We start from the raw sequence: 17391 nt of genomic DNA, 5'->3' as shown, positions 1-17391 counted from the left end.
CCGGGCCCCGGCCCCCGCGAACCCTCGGGGCGGGGGCGCGCGCCGGGACAAAGTAGTCTTGAGTCCATGCCCGAACGCCGCACCGTCGCCCTTGTCACTCTCGGCTGCGCCCGTAATGAGGTGGACTCGGAGGAGCTGGCAGGCCGCTTGGCAGCGGACGGCTGGCACCTCGTCGAGGACGCCTCGGACGCGGACGTCGCCGTCGTCAACACCTGTGGATTCGTCGAAGCCGCCAAGAAGGACTCCGTCGACGCCCTGCTGGAAGCCAACGATCTGAAGGACCACGGCAGGACCCAGGCCGTCGTCGCCGTGGGCTGCATGGCCGAGCGGTACGGCAAGGAGCTGGCGGAGGCACTGCCCGAGGCCGACGGCGTACTCGGGTTCGACGACTACGCCGACATCTCCGACCGCCTCCAGACCATCCTCAACGGTGGCATCCACGCCTCCCACACCCCGCGCGACCGGCGCAAGCTGCTGCCCATCAGCCCCGCCGAGCGCCAGGACGCCTCCGACGTGGCACTGCCCGGGCACGCGCAGGACACGCCGCCCGAGGACCTGCCCGACGGCCTCGCGCCGGCATCGGGGCCGCGTGCGCCGCTGCGGCAGCGTCTCGGGAAGAGCCCTGTCGCGTCCGTGAAGCTCGCGTCCGGGTGCGACCGCAGGTGTTCCTTCTGCGCCATTCCGTCGTTCCGCGGATCGTTCATTTCGCGCCGCCCCTCGGACGTACTGGGGGAGACGCGCTGGCTGGCCGAGCAGGGCGTCAAGGAGATCATGCTGGTCTCCGAGAACAACACGTCGTACGGCAAGGACCTCGGCGACATCCGGCTCCTGGAGACCCTGCTGCCGGAGCTGGCGGAGGTCGACGGCATCGAGCGGGTGCGGGTCAGCTACCTGCAGCCGGCGGAGATGCGGCCCGGCCTGATCGACGTACTGACCTCCACGCCGAAGATCGCGCCGTACTTCGACCTGTCCTTCCAGCACTCGGCGGCCGGTGTGCTGCGCTCGATGCGGCGCTTCGGTGACACCGACCGCTTCCTGGAGCTGCTGGAGACGATCCGCAACAAGGCGCCGCAGGCCGGTGTCCGGTCCAACTTCATCGTCGGGTTCCCCGGCGAGAGCGAGGCGGACCTCGGCGAGCTGGAGCGCTTCCTCACGGGTGCGCGACTGGACGCGATCGGCGTCTTCGGGTACTCCGACGAGGAGGGCACCGAGGCGGTCACGTACGAGAACAAGCTGGACGCCGACGTCATCGCCGAACGCCTCGAGCACATCTCGCGCCTCGCCGACGAGCTGACCGCCCAGCGGGCCGAGGAGCGGCTCGGCGAGACGGTCGAGGTGCTGGTCGAGTCGGTCGACGGCGAGGACGGCGCGGTGGGCCGGGCGGCACACCAGGCGCCCGAGACGGACGGCCAGGTGCTCTTCACGACGGGCCAGGGGCTCGCGGTCGGCCGTATGGTCATGGCGAAGGTGGTCGCCGCCGAAGGCGTGGACCTGGTGGCGGAACCCTACGACCTTCTGGGAGGCGACCCCCAGACCCCCGACGAGGAGGCAGGCAGATGACCGGAGTCCCGGCATCCGCCGCGGGCGGAACCGGCGCGAAGCCGGCGCCCGGCGGCAAGCTGGGCGCTGCGGCCGTCAACCAGGCCAGCCTGTGGAACATCGCCAATGTCCTGACCATGATGCGGCTGGTGCTCGTGCCCGGCTTCGTGATGCTGATGCTCCAGGACGGCGGGTACGACCCGGCCTGGCGCGCGTGGGCGTGGGCGGCCTTCGCCGTCGCGATGATCACCGACATCTTCGACGGGCATCTGGCCCGTACGTACAACCTGGTCACCGACTTCGGGAAGATCGCCGACCCGATCGCCGACAAGGCGATCATGGGCGCGGCGCTGATCTGCCTGTCGGCGCTCGGGGACCTGCCGTGGTGGGTGACGGGCGTCATTCTCTTCCGGGAGCTGGGCATCACGGTGCTGCGCTTCTGGGTGATCAGGCACGGGGTGATTCCGGCCAGCCGCGGCGGCAAGATGAAGACGCTCATGCAGGGTGTGGCGGTCGGGATGTACGTGCTGGCGCTGACCGGGCCGCTCGCGACGCTGCGGTTCTGGGTGATGGCGGCGGCGGTCGTGCTGACGGTGGTGACCGGACTCGACTATGTGCGTCAGGCCGTGGTGCTGCGGCGGGCCGGTATCGCGGCGGGGGTGTCCCGGTGACACGGGGCTGCTCTGCCGGGGGTGCGGCTGGTGGTGCGACGGGTACTGCTGCGGCTGGTGGAGTCAGTGGGGCCGGTGTGAGCGCGGTGAACACTGGGACCGTTGCGGCCGAGGTGCTGGAGATGCTGGCCGGGCGGGGCGAGACGCTCGCCGTCGCCGAATCGCTCACCGGCGGTCTGGTGGCGGCCGAACTGACGTCCGTACCCGGCGCTTCGCGGGTCTTCCGCGGGTCCGTCACGGCGTACTCCACGGAGCTGAAGCGGGACGTCCTCGGGGTCGACGCGGCTCTTCTGGAGCAGCGCGGGGCCGTGGATCCTGAGGTCGCGCGGCAGATGGCGGCCGGGGTGCGGCAGGTGCTCGGGGCCGGCTGGGGAATCGCGACCACGGGTGTCGCGGGGCCCGAGGCGCAGGACGGGAAGCCCGTCGGGACGGTTTTCGTGGCGGTCGCGGGGCCGGACGGCAGCGGGAAAGTCGCCCCGTTGAGGTTGAACGGGGACCGGGCGGTAATTCGTAGGGAGAGCGTACGGAGCGCGTTGACCATGCTCTCCGGCGAACTGAAGGAAAATGCGCGGGCACAGGATACGGAACAGAACGGGGGGAATTGATGTTTGCAGCCCTGAGTGAACACGACATCGCTCCCCGCACGGCCGCAGCGCAAGGCGGTACGGTGGGGCGTGAAGGATGCGGCTACGCGGTCCGAGGAGGGAGCCACCGATGATTCTGCTCCGTCGCCTGCTTGGTGACGTGCTGCGTCGGCAGCGCCAACGCCAGGGCCGTACTCTGCGCGAAGTCTCCTCGTCCGCCCGAGTCTCACTCGGCTATCTATCCGAGGTGGAGCGGGGGCAGAAGGAGGCTTCCTCCGAACTGCTCTCCGCTATCTGCGACGCGCTTGACGTACGGATGTCCGAGCTCATGCGCGAAGTGAGTGATGAGTTGTCGCTGGCCGAGCTGGCGGAGTCGGCTGCGAGCGAGCCGGTGCGTCCACCGGTACGCCCGATGCTCAATTCCGTTTCGGTGACGTCAGTGGCAGGTGTGCCACAGGAACGGGTGACGATCACGGCACCCGCGGAAGCGGTGGATGTGGTCGCCGCCTGATGGTGGTGTCTGGCTGCGCCGCCTGAGTGCGGCTGAGATGTGCGAACGAGCCCCGGGGGGTCCTCAAGGACCCCCCGGGGCTCTTTCCTGCCCTTGAGTGACCGTTTTGTTCCATATGTGCCATGGTGGTGAAGGCTGTGAAGGGTCGGTTCGTCGGTTCCTGAGGAGGAAACGGATGTCTGTCGTGAAGAGCACCCTGCCCGAGGCGGAGCTCAAGGTGGTGGGCGAGGCCCTGCAGGGCGCGCTCGTGGACCTGCTGGATCTCTCACTGGTGGCCAAGCAGGTCCACTGGAACGTGGTGGGGCCGCGATTCCGGTCCGTACATCTGCAGCTCGACGAGGTGGTCGACACGGCGCGGCTGCACTCCGACTCGGTCGCCGAGCGGGCCTCGGCGCTGGGCGTCAATCCGGACGGGCGGTCCGCGAGTGTGGCGCGGGCGACGGCGATCCCGGAGGTGCCGTCGGGGTGGATCAAGGATGTCGACGCCGTGCGGATCCTGGTGGACGCGCTCGGTGTCGTGGTGAGGCGCATGCGGGAGCGGATCGAGGCGACCGGCGAGCCGGATCCGGTGAGCCAGGACATCATCATCGGGCTGACCGCGGACCTGGAGAAGCATGCCTGGATGTTCCAGGCCGAGACTGCGTAGAGCGTGCGGGTGGTGCCTGGGGCGGGTGAGTGCGCCGGGGGTGCGCCGGGTGTGCTTCCGGTGCGCCCTCCCGCCGTGTGAGGGGACCCGTCTAGCGTCTGGCGCCTGACGCGTCGGTTGGAGGAGGCAGCCATGGCATGGCGCGGCTTCCGGGGACGCGGGGCTCTGCTTGTTCTTCCGCTGGTGTGCGCGTTCGGCGCGGTGTGGTGGTGGGCCGTACTGCGGCTCGTGCTGCTGCCGGAGCAGGCGGGGGTGGTCGAGGGCGTGGTGGCGGCGGGCGGCTGGGGGCTGAGCCTGCTGCCGGTCCATGTGGTGCCGGCGGCCGCGGCGGGTGGGGGTCCGGGGCGTCCGCGGGGGTACGGGCTTGTGCCGGGGCTGGGCAGGGTTGCCGGGGTATGGCCGCTCATGGTGGCCAGGGCGCTGCGACGCCGCCGCTCGGGCGGAGGACCTGGCCCGCCGCCCTGAGGCCGGAGGCATCCGGGGCAGGGTGGAGGACCGTGTGCGCGATCCGGATGCGTGGCTTCGTTCGGATGCGCGGATCCGAGTGCGGCGACGTGAGTGCGCCGTGTCGGTCAGGGGGCGCGTCGGTCAGAGGCCGGGCCGGCCGGGAGCCGGGCCGGACTGGCAGCGGGGACACCAGTAGGTGGGGCGGAGGCGAGTGCCGTCGCCCTGGTCGGCCTGGCGGACCGGGGTGCCGCAGCGCAGGCAGGGGCGGCCGGAGCGGCCGTACACGTAGAGGGGCGCGGTGAGGGCGGGCAGGGTGGTGCGGCGGCGTCCCGGGTTGTCCCGGTTGGCCTCCAGGACGCGCTGAGCGGCAGCGACCAGGCGTTCCGGGGCGGGGAGAGCGCCGATGGGCAGCCAGGGGGTCACGCTGGCGAGGAAGCACAGCTCCGACTTGTAGATGTTGCCGATGCCGGCGAGGTTGCGCTGGTCGAGAAGGGCTTCGCCGAGGGGGCGGGCGGGGTCCGTCAGGAGGCGGCGGAGCGCTTCGCCGGCGTCCCAGTCCGGGCCCAGGAGGTCGGGGCCGAGGTGACCGACGATGCCGGCTTCGTCGGGGGTCCGGATCAGTTCGAGCACCGGAAGGCGGTAGCCCACGGCGGTGTGCCCGGCGGTGGCGAGGATGGCGCGGATCTCGTGGGCGGGACCGCCGCGCCATCGTTCGCCGGGGGTGTAGATCTTCCAGGCGCCGTCCATCCGGAGGTGGGAGTGGAGGGTGAGCCCGCCTTCGACGCGGGTGAGGAGGTGCTTGCCGCGAGGGGTGACGTCCAGGACGGTGCGGCCGGTCAGATCGGCGGTGGCGAACCGGGGGACGCGGAGGTCGGCGCGGGTGAGGACGTGCCCGGCGAGGGCGGTGTGCAGGCGCTGGGCGGCCTGCCAGACGGAGTCTCCTTCGGGCATGGGTCCATGATGCGGGGTCGGGGGACGGCGGGGCAGCGGGGCGGCGGTGGGTGCGTCAGGGGCGGAGGCGGAGGCCCCTGGGGGTGGGGTGGAAGCCTGCTGCTTCGAGGATCCGGCCCAGGGGGGAGGTCAGGGCGGGGGCGCCGTTGGTGCGTTCCACCGTGACCGTGCCCAGGGCGCCCCGCCCGGCTGCCGTCGCCAGGGCTTCGGCCGCCGCAGTGAGGCGGGGGTCGGAGGCCGACGGGTCGTTCGGATCGGTGGGCCAGGCCAGCAGGGTCTTGCCGCCACGCTCCATGTAGAGGGTCAGCTCGCCGTCGACGAGGACGACCAGGGCCCCGGCTTTGCGACCGGGTTTGTGGCCCGCGTCGGACGGCGGTTCGGGCCAGGGCAGGGCCGCGCCGTACGCGTTGGCCGGGTCGGCGGCAGCCAGGACCACCGCCCGGTTCGGGGAGTCCGTGTCCGCGCGTTCGCGCGCGGTGGCCGCCGCGCGCAGCCGGTCGACCGCGCCGTCCATCGCGAACTGGGCGGCGCCGAGGCCCTCCACGACGTAACCGCGGCGTGCCTGGCCGCTGTCCTCGAACGCGGCCAGGACGCGGTACGTCGCGGAGAAGCCGCCCTCGACGCCCTCGGCGGCGACCGCGCCGCGCGTGACCACGCCGTGCCGGTCGAGCAGCGTACGGGCAAGCGCGTGGGCGCGGTGGGTCGGATCCGGCTCGTGGGCGGGGAGCAGGGACCAGCGGCCGGAGACCGTGGGCGGGCCGGTGCGGGAGGCGGGGCGGGCAACCGCGCCGAGAGTGCCGTAACGCCCGCGCGGGACCGTGCGTTTGGCGCGGTGGGCGGTGGAGCCCGCCGTACGACCCGAGCCGAGGAGGGCGCGCAGGGGGGCGAGTGTGTCGTTGGTGAGGCGGCCGGACCAGGCGAGGTCCCAGAGGGCGTCGGCCAGCTGGGGGTCGGTGCAGTCGGGATGGGTGGTGGCGCGGACCTGGTCGGCGATCTGGCGGAAGAACAGGCCGTACCCGCCGGAGAGGGCGGTGAGGACGGACTCGTGGAGCGCGGTGAGGTCGAGGGGGTGCGGCTGGGGGAGGAGCAGGGGGGCCGCGTCGGCGAGGTAGAGGGACACCCAGCCGTCCTTTCCGGGCAGGGCGCCCGATCCGGCCCACAGGACCTCGCCGGTGGTGGTGAGCTCGTCGAGCATGGCGGGCGAGTAGCCGGCCACCCGGGACGGCAGGACGAGCTTTTCGAGTGCGGAGGCGGGGACGGAGGCGCCCTGCAACTGCTCGACGGCGCGCACCAGTCCGTCGATGCCGCGCAGGCTGCTGCTGCCCAGGTGCTGCCACTGGGGGAGGAACGTGGCGAGCGCGGCGGGCGGAACCGGCTCCAGCTCGTGGCGCAGGGCGGCGAGGGACCGGCGCCTCAGGCGGCGCAGCACCGTCGCGTCGCACCACTCCTGGCCGATCCCGGCCGGGTGGAACTCTCCCTGTACGACCCGGCCGCCCGCGGCGAGGCGTTGCAGGGCCCCGTCCGTCACCGCCACGCCCAGTCCGAAGCGCGCGGCGGCCGTGGCTGAGGTGAAGGGACCGTGGGTGCGGGCGAAACGGGCCAGCAGATCTCCGAGCGGGTCCTTGACCGGCTCGGTGAACGCCTCCGGTACGCCGACGGGGAGCGCGGTGCCCAGCGCGTCGCGCAGCCGGCCCGCGTCTTCGACGGCCGCCCAGTGGTCCGCCCCCGCGATACGGACGCGGATGGCCCGGCGGGCGGCCGACAGGTCTTCGGCCCACTCCGGTTCGGCGCCGCGAGCCACCAGCTCCGAGTCGGTGAGCGGGCCCAGGACCCGCAGGGCGTCGGCGACGCCCTCGATGTCCTTGACACGGCGGTCTTCGGCGAGCCACTGGAGCTCCTGCTCCAGCTCGGTCAGGACGTCTGCGTCGAGGAGCTCGCGCAGCTCCGCCCGGCCGAGCAGCTCGGCCAGGAGCCGGGAGTCCAGGGAGAGCGCGGCGGCGCGCCGCTCGGCGAGGGGGGAGTCGCCCTCGTACAGGAACTGGGCGACGTAACCGAAGAGGAGGGAGCGGGCGAAGGGGGACGGCTCGGGGGTGGTGACTTCGACGAGCCGGACACGGCGGGATTCGATGTCGCCCATGAGCTCGGTGAGGCCGGGGACGTCGAAGACGTCCTGGAGGCACTCCCGCACGGCTTCCAGGACGATCGGGAAGGAGCCGAACTCCGAGGCGACCTGGAGCAGCTGGGAGGCGCGCTGGCGCTGCTGCCACAACGGTGTGCGCTTGCCGGGGCTGCGGCGCGGCAGCAGCAGGGCGCGGGCGGCGCACTCGCGGAAGCGGGCGGCGAAGAGCGCGGAGCCGCCGACCTGGTCGGTGACGACCTGGTTGACCTCGCCCTTGTCGAAGACGACGTCAGCGGCGCCCAGCGGGGCCTGGTCGCTGTCGAACGCCGTGCTCTGCCGGGACGGTTCGGCGTCGAGGAGGTCGAAGCCCATCAGGTCCGCGTCGGGCAGGCGCAGCACGATGCCGTCGTCGGCGTGCATGACCTGGGCGTCCATGCCGTACCGCTCGGTCAGGCGGGAGCCGAGCGCCAGGGCCCAGGGGGCGTGCACCTGGGCGCCGAAAGGGGAGTGGACGACGACGCGCCAGTCGCCCAGCTCGTCGCGGAACCGCTCCACGACGATGGTGCGGTCGTCCGGGACATGACCGGCGGCGCGGCGCTGCTCGTCGAGGTAGGACAGGACGTTGTCGGCGGCCCAGTCGTCGAGTCCGGCGGCGGTCAGGCGCAGCCGGGCTGCCTCGGGGGTGAGCGAGCCGACCTCACGGAGGAACGCGCCGAGCGCGCGGCCCAGTTCGAGGGGGCGGCCCAGCTGGTCGCCCTTCCAGAAGGGAAGCCGGCCCGGGACGCCGGGAGCCGGGGAGACCAGCACGCGGTCGCGCGTGATGTCCTCGATGCGCCACGAGGTGGTGCCGAGGGTGAAGACATCGCCCACCCGGGATTCGTAGACCATCTCCTCGTCGAGCTCGCCGACGCGGCCGCCGCCCCTCTTGGGGTCGGCTCCGGCCAGGAAGACGCCGAAGAGACCGCGGTCGGGGATGGTGCCGCCGGAGGTGACGGCGAGGCGCTGCGCGCCGGGGCGGCCCGTGACCGTACCGGCGATGCGGTCCCAGACGACGCGGGGGCGGAGTTCGGCGAAGGCGTCGGACGGGTAACGGCCCGCGAGCATGTCGAGGACCGCCGTGAAGGCGGACTCCGGGAGCGAGGCGAAAGGGGCCGCGCGGCGGACGACGGTGAGCAGGTCGTCGGCCTGCCAGGTGTCGAGGGAGACCATGGCGACGAGCTGCTGCGCCAGGACGTCGAGCGGGTTGGCGGGGACGCGCAGCGCCTCGATGGCACCGCTGCGCATGCGCTCGGTGACGACGGCCGACTGGACCAGGTCGCCCCGGTACTTCGGGAAGACGACGCCGGTGGAGACCGCGCCGACCTGGTGCCCCGCGCGGCCGACGCGCTGGAGGCCCGAGGCGACGGAAGGCGGTGACTCGACCTGGACGACGAGATCCACCGCGCCCATGTCGATGCCGAGCTCCAGGCTGGAGGTGGCGACGACCGCGGGCAGCCGGCCCGCCTTGAGGTCCTCCTCGACCTGGGCGCGCTGCTCCTTGGAGACGGAGCCGTGGTGGGCGCGGGCGAGCAGGGGCGGAGCGCCCCTGGCGGCGCCGGACTCGGCCATGAGCTCGGCGGGGGAGTGGTGCTCCGGCAGAGGTTCGCCGGTGGCCCGTTCGTACGCGATCTCGTTGAGCCGGTTGCACAGGCGCTCGGCGAGGCGGCGGGAGTTCACGAAGACGATCGTCGAGCGGTGGGCCTGGACGAGGTCGGCGATGCGCTCCTCCACGTGGGGCCAGATCGACGGCTTGTCGCCCGCGTCGTCCTCCTTGGCGGGGGCGCCGCCGAGCTCGCCCAGATCCTCCACGGGGACGACCACCGACAGGTCGAACTCCTTGCCCGAGGGCGGCTGCACGATCGCGGCCCGGCGCCGCGGGGAGAGGAAGCGGGCGACCTCGTCCACCGGCCGGACCGTCGCCGACAGGCCGATGCGACGGGCGGGCCGCGGCAGCAGTTCGTCCAGCCGCTCCAGGGACACGGCGAGATGTGCGCCGCGCTTGGTCCCCGCGACGGCGTGCACCTCGTCCAGGATCACCGTCTCGATACCGGTCAGGGCGTCGCGCGCGGCAGACGTGAGCATCAGGAACAGCGACTCGGGCGTGGTGATGAGGATGTCCGGCGGTTTGGTCGCCAGCGACCGCCGCTCGGCGGCGGGGGTGTCGCCGGAACGGATACCGACGCGCACGTCCGGCTCGGGCAGCCCGAGGCGTACGGACTCCTGCCGGATGCCGGTGAGCGGGCTGCGGAGGTTGCGTTCGACGTCGACCGCGAGGGCCTTGAGCGGCGATACGTACAGCACGCGGCAGCGCTGCCTGGGGTCCGCGGGCGGGGGCTCGGACGCCAGGCCGTCGAGAGCGGCGAGGAAGGCGGCCAGGGTTTTCCCGGAGCCGGTCGGGGCCACGACCAGGACGTCGGATCCCTCGGAGATGGCCTGCCAGGCGCCTTCCTGCGCCGCGGTGGGCGCGCTGAAGGCCCCGGCGAACCAACCGCGGGTCGCGGGGGAGAAGGAGTCGAGTGCAGTCCTGGCCATGCCCACCATCGTGCACCCGACCACTGACAACGGGTGTCCAGACCGTGGATGCGCAGGTCAACGGCGTGTGGGACGGGCGCAGAATGGCTTTATGGCGACGGAGGAGCGAAAGGTCCGTGAGGTCGAAGAGGAACAAGAGGCAAAGGGGGCCAGGGAGTCGGGGGAGACGGAGGAGACGGGGCAGACGCGGGAGACAGCCGCCGGGAAGGAGGAGTGGGCGCGGCACTGGCAGTACCCGGGAGTGCCCGGCCTCGACCTGCTGCGGGCCCGTTATGTGCGCCACTCCTTCTCGCGCCACAGCCATGAGGGATTCGTCCTCGGCGCGGTCTTCCGCGGGATCGAGGACGTGGTCATGCCGCAGGGCACGATCAAGGCCCGCCCCGGAACCGTCGTCATGATCAACCCCGAGGTGCCGCACTCCGCCCGCGCCGGTGTGCCCGAGGGCTGGTCGTACGCCACCTTGTACCCCTCGGCGCAGGTGGTCGCCGGCATCGCCGACGAGACGACGAGCCTGCGGGGAACGGCCGGTTTCGCGGAGACCATCGTCGAGGACGCCGACACCGCGCGGCTCATCCGCGCAGTCCACCGGGCGGCCGAGGAGGGCAACGCGCTCGCCGCCGACAGCGTGCTCCGTATCGCGGTGGCCAGGCTGCTGCGCCGGCACGGCCAGAGTCTTCCCGCACGCGCGCCGAGCGCGGCCGGCGCCCGCACGGCGGCCCTCGCGAAGAGCCTCCTGGAGGAGCGCATGGCCGAGCCGCCTTCCCTGGAACAGCTGGCGCACGAACTCGGGACCGGTCCGTTCGCGCTCCTGCGCGCGTTCAAGTCGGCGTACGGCATGCCGCCGCACACCTGGCTCACCAACGCGCGCGTGCGCACCGCCCGGCGGCTCCTGGAGGCCGGGACGGCGCCCGGGGAGGCCGCCGTCGCGGTCGGGTTCAGCGACCAGCCGCATCTGAACCGGCACTTCACCCGGATCGTCGGGGTGCCGCCCGGTGCCTACCAGCGGGAGCGCGCAAGAACGTACAAGACCGGTCGCGGCCACGCGTCGTAGTGTCCCGGGCGTGGCAGAACAGACAGGATCCCCAGCGATACGTACAGAACCACCCGCGGCCAAACCGGACAGCGCCGTTGTCCGTGACGCGCTCGGCGTGGGCGTCGCCGTCGGACTCTCCGGCTTCGCCTTCGGCGTGACCTCCGCGGGGGCGGGTCTCAGCCTCCTCCAGACGTGCGCGCTCAGCCTTCTCGTCTTCACCGGAGCCTCGCAGTTCGCGCTCGTCGGGGCGCTCGCGGTGGGCGGCAATCCGTTCACCGCCGCCGCGGGGGCCTTCTTCCTGGGCGTGCGCAATGCCTTCTACGGACTGCGGCTGTCCCAGCTGCTGGCGCTCCCGCGTTCCGTACGTCCCTTCGCCGCGCACTGGGTGATCGACGAGACGACGGCCGTGACGCTCGCCCAGCCCTCCCGCCGCAGTGCCCGGCTGGGCTTCACCGTCACAGGACTGACTCTGTACGTCCTGTGGAACCTCACCACCCTGATCGGCGCACTGGGCGCGGAGGCCATCGGCGACACCGACGCGTGGGGCCTGGACGCCGCCGGTCCCGCCGTCTTCCTCGCCCTGCTGGCGCCCATGCTCCGCAGCGCCACGGAGCGGGCCGTCGCGGGGCTCGCGGTGCTTCTGGCCCTCGGGTTCCTGCCGGTGCTGCCGGCGGGGGTGCCGGTGCTCGTGGCCGCGCTCGCCGCGCCCGCCGTGCTCTGCGTCCGGGGCCGCGGGGCACGCCGTACCGCGAAGGAGGAGGGACGATGAGCGTCTGGATCGCGATCGGCGCCACCGCTGTCGGCTGCTACCTCGTCAAACTGCTCGGCCTGCTGGTGCCGGCCGGCGCCCTGGAACGCCCGTTGGTGAAGCGTCTGGCCGCCCTCCTGCCGGTGGCCCTGCTCGCCGCGCTCACCGCCCAGCAGACCTTCGGCACCGGCCAGCAGCTGGTGCTGGACGCGAGGGGCGCCGGCCTCGCGGCGGCAGCGCTCGCGCTCGTCCTGCGCGCCCCCTTCCTCGTCGTGGTCGGGGCCGCGGTGGTCGTCACGGCGGGTGTGCGGGCGATCGCCGGCTGACACCCGCCGCTGCGGCACATCGCCGGGAGTGCGGACACGGGCCTGGGCAGTGCCCTGGAAGGCCCGTGTCCGTCACACCCGGGTGTCGTGGGCAGTGTGACGCGACACCGAACGGATTCTCCAAATTCCGTAGCGCCCGGGAGAGGTCGTGCCGCCACCGGGATCCCGCGCGCGTGCGGCCTGTGCCGCCCGGGCGGCGCAGGCCCGACGACGTACTGCCCGGATTCCATCTCCCACGCCCCGGCGGGAGCAGCCGCAAGAGCGCCGCACTGATCGACCGGCCGAAGATCGCCCGGTACTCCTCGACCCCCTCCGCACGTTCCTCGCGGCGGCAGGAGCGCCGTGCCACCGCGCCGTGCCCGGCCCGCACCCCGGCACCGTCGGCAGCCGACTCGCGAAGACCACCGCGCGGCCCGGCATCGGCCCGGCCCCCGCGCGGCGTCGCCCCGCCGCCCGCCGCTGCGGGACGCCGCCCGCGCCGAGGTCAGCCGACGGCGCGTCCGTACGCCCGTAGCGTCAGCAGCGCGTCGATCGTCACGATCGGACGCGACTCCAGCACGGCCCCCGGTGCCCATTCCCGCCGGCGGACCGGCCAGCCCCCGTCCTCCCGCTGCTCGGCCGCGAGGAAGTCCAGGGAGCGGTTCATCTCCTCGTCGGTGAACCAGTTCCGGGCGAGCGATCCCGGCGTACGGGCGTAGTCGTACGGGAAGTGGTGCTCGCCCGGGGCGTACCCCGCCGCGACCGGCTGCTCCCCGGCCCGCGCCGGATCCAGCACCACGAGCCGCTGATCGCGCACGAGACGGCCGAGCCGGTCCGCGGCGGCCCCGGCCCGCGTCCGGTCGGGCACGCCGTCCAGGAAGGCGACCGCGGCCTGGACCTCATGGGGGTGGGACTCCTCCAGCGCCTCGATCGCGGCCCAGCAGAAGTCGGTGGCCCTGAAGAGCCACGCATGCCACACCTCGTTGCGGTGCAGCAGCCCCACCACGGGACCCGTCGCGAGCAGATCGCCCGGAGGGTCGTCGACGACCGGGACGAACGGCGCGGCCGGACAGCCGCGCAGCGAAGGGTGCACGGCGGGCAGCGCCCCCTCCTTCGTCGACACACCGGACAGGTAGCGGCACAGCCGCTCCACCCGGGGGCCCTCGCACCGGCCGATGGAGTCCAGGACACGCAGCGCGTGAGCGGTGTGCGCCGGCTGGCTCACGGGACCGCGCAGACCGGGCTCCAGGGCATGGCCGTAACCGCCGTCCTCGCCCTGATAGGGGGCGAGCGCCGTTTCGACCGCATCGGCACCGTCGTCCAGGAAGTGGTGGGCGAACCGCCGTTGTTCGAGCACACGGGCCGTCAGCCAGACGAAGTGCTCGGCGCGCGCGAGGGGAGATGCTCCGGTTCCAGCCATGAAGACGACCGTAGGACGGAAAGCGCTGTCGGCAAGCTCTCCGGACAGGGCTGCACTCTCAGGGGCGCGATACTGGAGTCATGCGGTTGACGATTTTCTGGGAGCGGATGGCGGACCATTTCGGCGAGGCGTACGCCGATTCGTTCGCCCGCGACCATGTGATGGCCGAGCTCGGCGGCCGTACGGTGCACCAGGCGCTGGCGGCCGGATGGGACGCGAAGACCGTCTGGCGCGGTGTCTGCGCCGCGATGGACGTCCCCATGGACAAGCGCTGAGGGCAGGCGGAGCGACGGAGTGTCACAGACATGGGCCAGACTGGGCCCGTGGCACCCACTGACGAGCCCGCCGGGCACGAAGACCCGCCGACCGCACCACCGCCCGCACCACCGCCCGCGCCCGCACCCCCCGGAGCGGACAGCGGTCCGGTCCGCATGCCCCGGTGGCTGCCGCGCGCCATGGTGCTCGCGCTCGCCCTCTACGCCTGCTTCCGGCTCGGCGACTGGGCGTTCCACCAGCTCGTCGGGCTGCTGATCAACATCCTGATCGCCTTCTTCGTGGCGCTCGCGATCGAGCCCGCCGTCGGCCGGATGGCGGCCCACGGCATGCGCCGCGGCCTCGCCACCTTCCTGGTCTTCATGGCGGTGCTCGCCGTCGGCATCGGCTTCGTCGTGCTGCTCGGCTCGATGCTGGCCGGCCAGATCATCGAGATGGTCGAGGACTTCCCCAAGTACCTCGACCAGGTGATCAACTGGATCAACCAGACCTTCCACACGGAGCTCTCCCGCGTCGAGGTCCAGGACAGCCTTCTGAACTCCGACTGGCTGCGGAGGTACGTGCAGAACAGCGCCACCGGCGTCCTGGACGTGTCGGCGACCGTGCTCGGCGGACTGTTCCAGTTCCTGACGATCTTCCTGTTCTCCTTCTACTTCGCGGCCGACGGACCACGGCTGCGCCGCGCCCTGTGCTCCGTACTGCCGCCGGCCCGCCAGGCCGAGGTGCTGCGCGCCTGGGAGATCGCCGTCGACAAGACCGGCGGTTACATCTACTCGCGCGGTCTGATGGCGCTCATCTCCGGGATCGCGCACTACGTCCTGCTGTGGGTTTTCGACGTGCCGTACGCGCCCGCGCTCGCGGTGTGGGTCGGTCTGGTGTCACAGTTCATTCCGACGATCGGCACGTACCTGGCGGGCGCACTGCCGATGCTGATCGCCTTCACCGTCAACCCCTGGTACGCCCTGTGGGTGCTCGGATTCGTCGTCGTCTACCAGCAGTTCGAGAACTACGTACTGCAGCCCAAGCTGACCGCGAAGACCGTCGCCATCCACCCGGCGGTCGCCTTCGGCTCGGTCGTCGCGGGCACGGCGCTGATGGGGGCCGTCGGCGCGCTGATCGCGATTCCGGCGATCGCGACACTGCAGGCGTTCCTGGGCGCGTATGTGAAGCGGTACGCCGTGACGGACGACCCGCGCGTGCACAGCGGGCACCAGTGGCGCCGGGGCACCTCGGCTCTCGTGCACCTGCGGCGGACGCTGCACCAGGAGCCCCGCGAGGAGCCCCGTGAGGGTCAGGCGCCCCCGTCCCCGGACGACGACGCCTGACTGTTCCGGCCGGGGCCCGGGCCCCGGGCCCGGTTCCGTTCGCGTACGAGCCGCCGGCGCTGTATCAGCGGTGCTCCAGCCGCACCCGCGGCAGCGCCCCGCGCAGCCAGGCCGGCAGCCACCACGCGCGACGCCCGAGCAGCCGCATCACCGCGGGCACGATCAGGCAGCGGATGACGACGGCGTCCAGCAGGATCGCGACCGCCAGGCCGAGGCCGAACTGCTGGAGCATCCGGTCCGGGCTGAACACGAACGCCGCGAACACCACGATCATGATGGCCGCGGCCGCCGTGATCACCTTGCCGGTCGCCGCGAGCCCCTCACGCACCGCCTCCGCCGCGTCCCCGGTGCGTTCCCACTCCTCGTGGACGCGGGAGAGCAGGAAGACCTCGTAGTCCATGGAGAGCCCGAAGACGATCGCGAAGATCATGACCGGAATGAACGCCTCGATGGGACCGGGCTCGACGCCGAACCACCCGTGCTGGAAGACCAGCGTGATCACGCCGAGCGCCGCCCCGATGCTGATCAGATTGAGCAGCGCGGCCTTGACGGGGATCAGGACCGACCGGAACACGACGAGCAGCAGCAGCGCGGAGAGCCCCACGACGATCGCGACGAACAGCGGCATCCGGTCCGAGACCGTCGCGGCGAAGTCCTCGGTCGCGGCGGTGGACCCGCCGACCAGCAGCTCGGCGCCGGTCTCCCGTTCCAGCGGCGGCAGCACGTCGGACCGCAACCGGTCGACCAGCTCCGACGTCGCCTGGTCCTGCGGCGCGGAGCCGGGGAAGGCGACGACGGTCGAGACCGAGCCGTCCTCGGCCGAGGACGCCGGAGTCACCGCCGCGACGCCGTCGGTCTTCTCCAGCGCGGTACGGACCCGCTCGGCCGCGTTCTCGCCGCCACCGTCCGCGACGACGACGAGCGGACCGTTGAAGCCGGGGCCGAAGCCCTCCGCCAGCAAGTCGTACGCCTTGCGACTGGTCTTCGTCCGCGCGTCGTTGCCCGCGTCGGCGAAGCCCAGGCGCATGTCGAGCGCGGGAGCGGCCAGCGCGCCCAGCGCCACGAGGGCCACGATCAGCGCCGCCCACGGCCTGCGCTGCACACCGGTCGCCCAGCGCCGCCAGCCGGCCCCCTCGACGCGCTTGGACTTCGCGGCGCGCCTGGCCACACCGCGCTCGATGCGCCTGCCCATGACGCCCAGCAGGGCGGGCAGCAGCGTCAGTGAGGCGGCCATGGTGACCAGGACGGTCAGTGCGACCGCGAGCGCCACGCCCCGCAGCGAGCCCAGGCCGAGAGCTACCAGGCCCATCAGCGCGATGATCACGGTGCAGCCGGCGAAGAAGACGGTACGCCCGGCCGCGTCCAGCGCCGTACGGGTGGCCTGTTCCGCCCGTACGCCCTTCAGCAGTTCGCCCCGGTAACGGGAGAAGATCAGCAGCGCGTAGTCGATGCCGACGCCCAGACCCACCAGCATCATGACCGGCGGGGTGAAGTCGGCGACGCTCGCGACGTGCGAGGCCATCGCGATCAGGCCGACCGACGTCCCCACGGCGAAGAGCGCGGCGACGACGGGCAGGCTCGCGGCGACCGGCGAACCGAAGAGGAACACCAGGATCACCAGCGCACCGAGAATGCCCGCCCCCTCCGCGGCGCCGCCGCCCTCTTCGGCGCCCCGCGCGGCGTCGCCCCCGACCTCGGCCCGAAGCCCGTCGCCCGCAACGGACCTGGCCGTGTCGATGAGCTTGGCGACGTCCTCTGCGGCGGCATCTTCCGCCTTGCCCTCGAGCGTGACGGTCGCGTACGCGACGGTGCCGTCCTTCGAGAACGCCGCCCGGTCCTCGTACGGACTGCGCACGCCGGCCACCCCGGGAAGCTTCGCGACGTTCTCCAGCATCGGCTCGACGCGTTCCTCGACGTCTGCGCCGCGCAGGCCCGCACCGTTCCTCAGCACGATCTGCACGGTGTCGCCCGCCTGCGCGGAACCGTGCTTCTGGAGCGTGGTCCTGGCGGCCTGGGAATCGGTGCCAGGCAGCGAGAAGTCGTTGTGGTAATCGCTGCCCACGGCCGTCGAGGCGGCCGTGACGGCGATCAGGACGGCCACCCAAAGGCCCAGGGCCCGTCGGCAGTGCTGCTGCGAGAAGGCGGCGAGGCGCTCGAAGACGCTCGTACGGCGTGCGGGCCGCCGTGCGCGGCCTGTCGCCGGTTCGGTGCCGGTCGTCATGCCAGGGCTCCCAGGAGAAGAGGGTGT

15 protein-coding genes are annotated in these 17391 nt (G+C 72.6%); 11 read left to right on the top strand and 4 right to left on the bottom strand.

The genetic code is table 11. The annotated features are described in order from the left end of the window. Positions 1 to 66 precede the first annotated feature (66 nt). The 6 genes from rimO to ACWD0Y_RS12330 all read left to right on the top strand — a co-directional run bounded on the left by rimO (position 67) and on the right by ACWD0Y_RS12330 (position 4416). Positions 67 to 1560: a 30S ribosomal protein S12 methylthiotransferase RimO gene (gene rimO, locus ACWD0Y_RS12355; RefSeq protein WP_450260294.1), complete on the top strand. Its 1494-nt coding sequence runs from the start codon at positions 67 to 69 to the stop codon at positions 1558 to 1560. Further along, entirely contained in the window at positions 1557 to 2210 is a 654-nt protein-coding gene (pgsA, locus tag ACWD0Y_RS12350) for a CDP-diacylglycerol--glycerol-3-phosphate 3-phosphatidyltransferase (protein ID WP_450260293.1), read from the top strand. Before rimO ends, pgsA begins: the two co-directional genes overlap by 4 nt. Before the next feature lie 86 nt (positions 2211 to 2296). Continuing rightward, positions 2297 to 2815 carry a CinA family protein gene (locus tag ACWD0Y_RS12345; RefSeq protein ID WP_450260292.1) on the top strand — a complete coding sequence of 173 codons (519 nt, stop codon included), beginning with the start codon at positions 2297 to 2299 and terminating at the stop codon, positions 2813 to 2815. A 109-nt stretch (positions 2816 to 2924) separates the two neighbouring features. Further along, positions 2925 to 3305, top strand: coding sequence for a helix-turn-helix domain-containing protein (locus ACWD0Y_RS12340; protein ID WP_093798702.1), 381 nt, complete (start codon positions 2925 to 2927; stop codon positions 3303 to 3305). 175 nt (positions 3306 to 3480) lie between these two features. Then, positions 3481 to 3951 carry a Dps family protein gene (locus ACWD0Y_RS12335; RefSeq protein ID WP_450260291.1) on the top strand — a complete coding sequence of 157 codons (471 nt, stop codon included), beginning with the start codon at positions 3481 to 3483 and terminating at the stop codon, positions 3949 to 3951. A gap of 132 nt (positions 3952 to 4083) precedes the next feature. Next, positions 4084 to 4416 (top strand): hypothetical protein, encoded by a 333-nt coding sequence (locus ACWD0Y_RS12330; RefSeq protein WP_450260290.1) that lies wholly within the window; start codon positions 4084 to 4086, stop codon positions 4414 to 4416. Between the two features lie 123 nt (positions 4417 to 4539). On the opposite strand, the gene ACWD0Y_RS12325 is transcribed toward ACWD0Y_RS12330, so the two are convergent. Together ACWD0Y_RS12325 and ACWD0Y_RS12320 are read right to left on the bottom strand one after the other, a co-directional pair. Then, positions 4540 to 5349 carry an Fpg/Nei family DNA glycosylase gene (locus ACWD0Y_RS12325; protein WP_450260289.1) on the bottom strand — a complete coding sequence of 270 codons (810 nt, stop codon included), beginning with the start codon at positions 5347 to 5349 and terminating at the stop codon, positions 4540 to 4542. Positions 5350 to 5404: 55 nt separating this feature from the next. After that, on the bottom strand, positions 5405 to 10039 hold the full coding sequence (locus tag ACWD0Y_RS12320) for an ATP-dependent helicase (protein WP_450260288.1): 4635 nt from the start codon (positions 10037 to 10039) through the stop codon (positions 5405 to 5407). A 91-nt stretch (positions 10040 to 10130) separates the two neighbouring features. Here ACWD0Y_RS12320 and ACWD0Y_RS12315 point away from each other — a divergent pair, with 91 nt between their 5' ends. From ACWD0Y_RS12315 to ACWD0Y_RS12305, 3 genes are read left to right on the top strand one after another with little or no spacing between them, the layout of a single operon-like run. Further along, positions 10131 to 11090 (top strand): AraC family ligand binding domain-containing protein, encoded by a 960-nt coding sequence (locus ACWD0Y_RS12315; RefSeq protein ID WP_450260287.1) that lies wholly within the window; start codon positions 10131 to 10133, stop codon positions 11088 to 11090. 10 nt (positions 11091 to 11100) lie between these two features. After that, entirely contained in the window at positions 11101 to 11841 is a 741-nt protein-coding gene (locus ACWD0Y_RS12310) for an AzlC family ABC transporter permease (RefSeq protein ID WP_450260286.1), read from the top strand. Continuing rightward, a complete protein-coding gene (locus ACWD0Y_RS12305; protein ID WP_093798697.1) occupies positions 11838 to 12146 on the top strand; it encodes an AzlD domain-containing protein in 309 nt (102 codons plus the stop codon). The genes ACWD0Y_RS12310 and ACWD0Y_RS12305 overlap by 4 nt, the downstream gene beginning before the upstream one ends. Positions 12147 to 12630: 484 nt before the next feature. On the opposite strand, the gene ACWD0Y_RS12300 is transcribed toward ACWD0Y_RS12305, so the two are convergent. Continuing rightward, positions 12631 to 13545, bottom strand: a complete 915-nt coding sequence (locus ACWD0Y_RS12300; RefSeq protein WP_450260285.1) for a hypothetical protein — start codon at positions 13543 to 13545, stop codon at positions 12631 to 12633. A gap of 80 nt (positions 13546 to 13625) precedes the next feature. Between ACWD0Y_RS12300 and ACWD0Y_RS12295 the strand changes: the two genes are divergently transcribed. Then, positions 13626 to 13820: a DUF3046 domain-containing protein gene (locus ACWD0Y_RS12295; RefSeq protein ID WP_093798695.1), complete on the top strand. Its 195-nt coding sequence runs from the start codon at positions 13626 to 13628 to the stop codon at positions 13818 to 13820. Between the two features lie 156 nt (positions 13821 to 13976). Then, positions 13977 to 15143, top strand: a complete 1167-nt coding sequence (locus ACWD0Y_RS12290) for an AI-2E family transporter (RefSeq protein WP_450260302.1) — start codon at positions 13977 to 13979, stop codon at positions 15141 to 15143. A gap of 64 nt (positions 15144 to 15207) precedes the next feature. Here the strand turns inward: ACWD0Y_RS12290 and ACWD0Y_RS12285 are convergent, their stop codons facing one another. Then, complete coding sequence (locus ACWD0Y_RS12285) at positions 15208 to 17364, bottom strand: MMPL family transporter (RefSeq protein WP_450260284.1); 2157 nt, start codon at positions 17362 to 17364, stop codon at positions 15208 to 15210. Positions 17365 to 17391: the final 27 nt, after the last annotated feature.

Source organism: Streptomyces altiplanensis, from assembly GCF_053591575.1.
This window is presented reverse-complemented; position numbering and strand designations above follow the sequence as displayed.

Bases quoted from the DNA above. Each gene is read 5' to 3' on its own strand.
- ACWD0Y_RS12340 (WP_093798702.1), top strand. From the start codon at position 2,925: ATGATTCTGCTCCGTCGCCTGCTTGGTGACGTGCTGCGTCGGCAGCGC.
- ACWD0Y_RS12300 (WP_450260285.1), bottom strand. From the start codon at position 13,545: ATGGCTGGAACCGGAGCATCTCCCCTCGCGCGCGCCGAGCACTTCGTC.
- ACWD0Y_RS12320 (WP_450260288.1), bottom strand. From the start codon at position 10,039: ATGGCCAGGACTGCACTCGACTCCTTCTCCCCCGCGACCCGCGGTTGG.
- ACWD0Y_RS12285 (WP_450260284.1), bottom strand. From the start codon at position 17,364: ATGACGACCGGCACCGAACCGGCGACAGGCCGCGCACGGCGGCCCGCA.
- rimO (WP_450260294.1), top strand. From the start codon at position 67: ATGCCCGAACGCCGCACCGTCGCCCTTGTCACTCTCGGCTGCGCCCGT.
- ACWD0Y_RS12290 (WP_450260302.1), top strand. From the start codon at position 13,977: ATGCCCCGGTGGCTGCCGCGCGCCATGGTGCTCGCGCTCGCCCTCTAC.
- pgsA (WP_450260293.1), top strand. From the start codon at position 1,557: ATGACCGGAGTCCCGGCATCCGCCGCGGGCGGAACCGGCGCGAAGCCG.
- ACWD0Y_RS12325 (WP_450260289.1), bottom strand. From the start codon at position 5,349: ATGCCCGAAGGAGACTCCGTCTGGCAGGCCGCCCAGCGCCTGCACACC.
- ACWD0Y_RS12315 (WP_450260287.1), top strand. From the start codon at position 10,131: ATGGCGACGGAGGAGCGAAAGGTCCGTGAGGTCGAAGAGGAACAAGAG.
- ACWD0Y_RS12295 (WP_093798695.1), top strand. From the start codon at position 13,626: ATGCGGTTGACGATTTTCTGGGAGCGGATGGCGGACCATTTCGGCGAG.
- ACWD0Y_RS12330 (WP_450260290.1), top strand. From the start codon at position 4,084: ATGGCATGGCGCGGCTTCCGGGGACGCGGGGCTCTGCTTGTTCTTCCG.
- ACWD0Y_RS12305 (WP_093798697.1), top strand. From the start codon at position 11,838: ATGAGCGTCTGGATCGCGATCGGCGCCACCGCTGTCGGCTGCTACCTC.
- ACWD0Y_RS12335 (WP_450260291.1), top strand. From the start codon at position 3,481: ATGTCTGTCGTGAAGAGCACCCTGCCCGAGGCGGAGCTCAAGGTGGTG.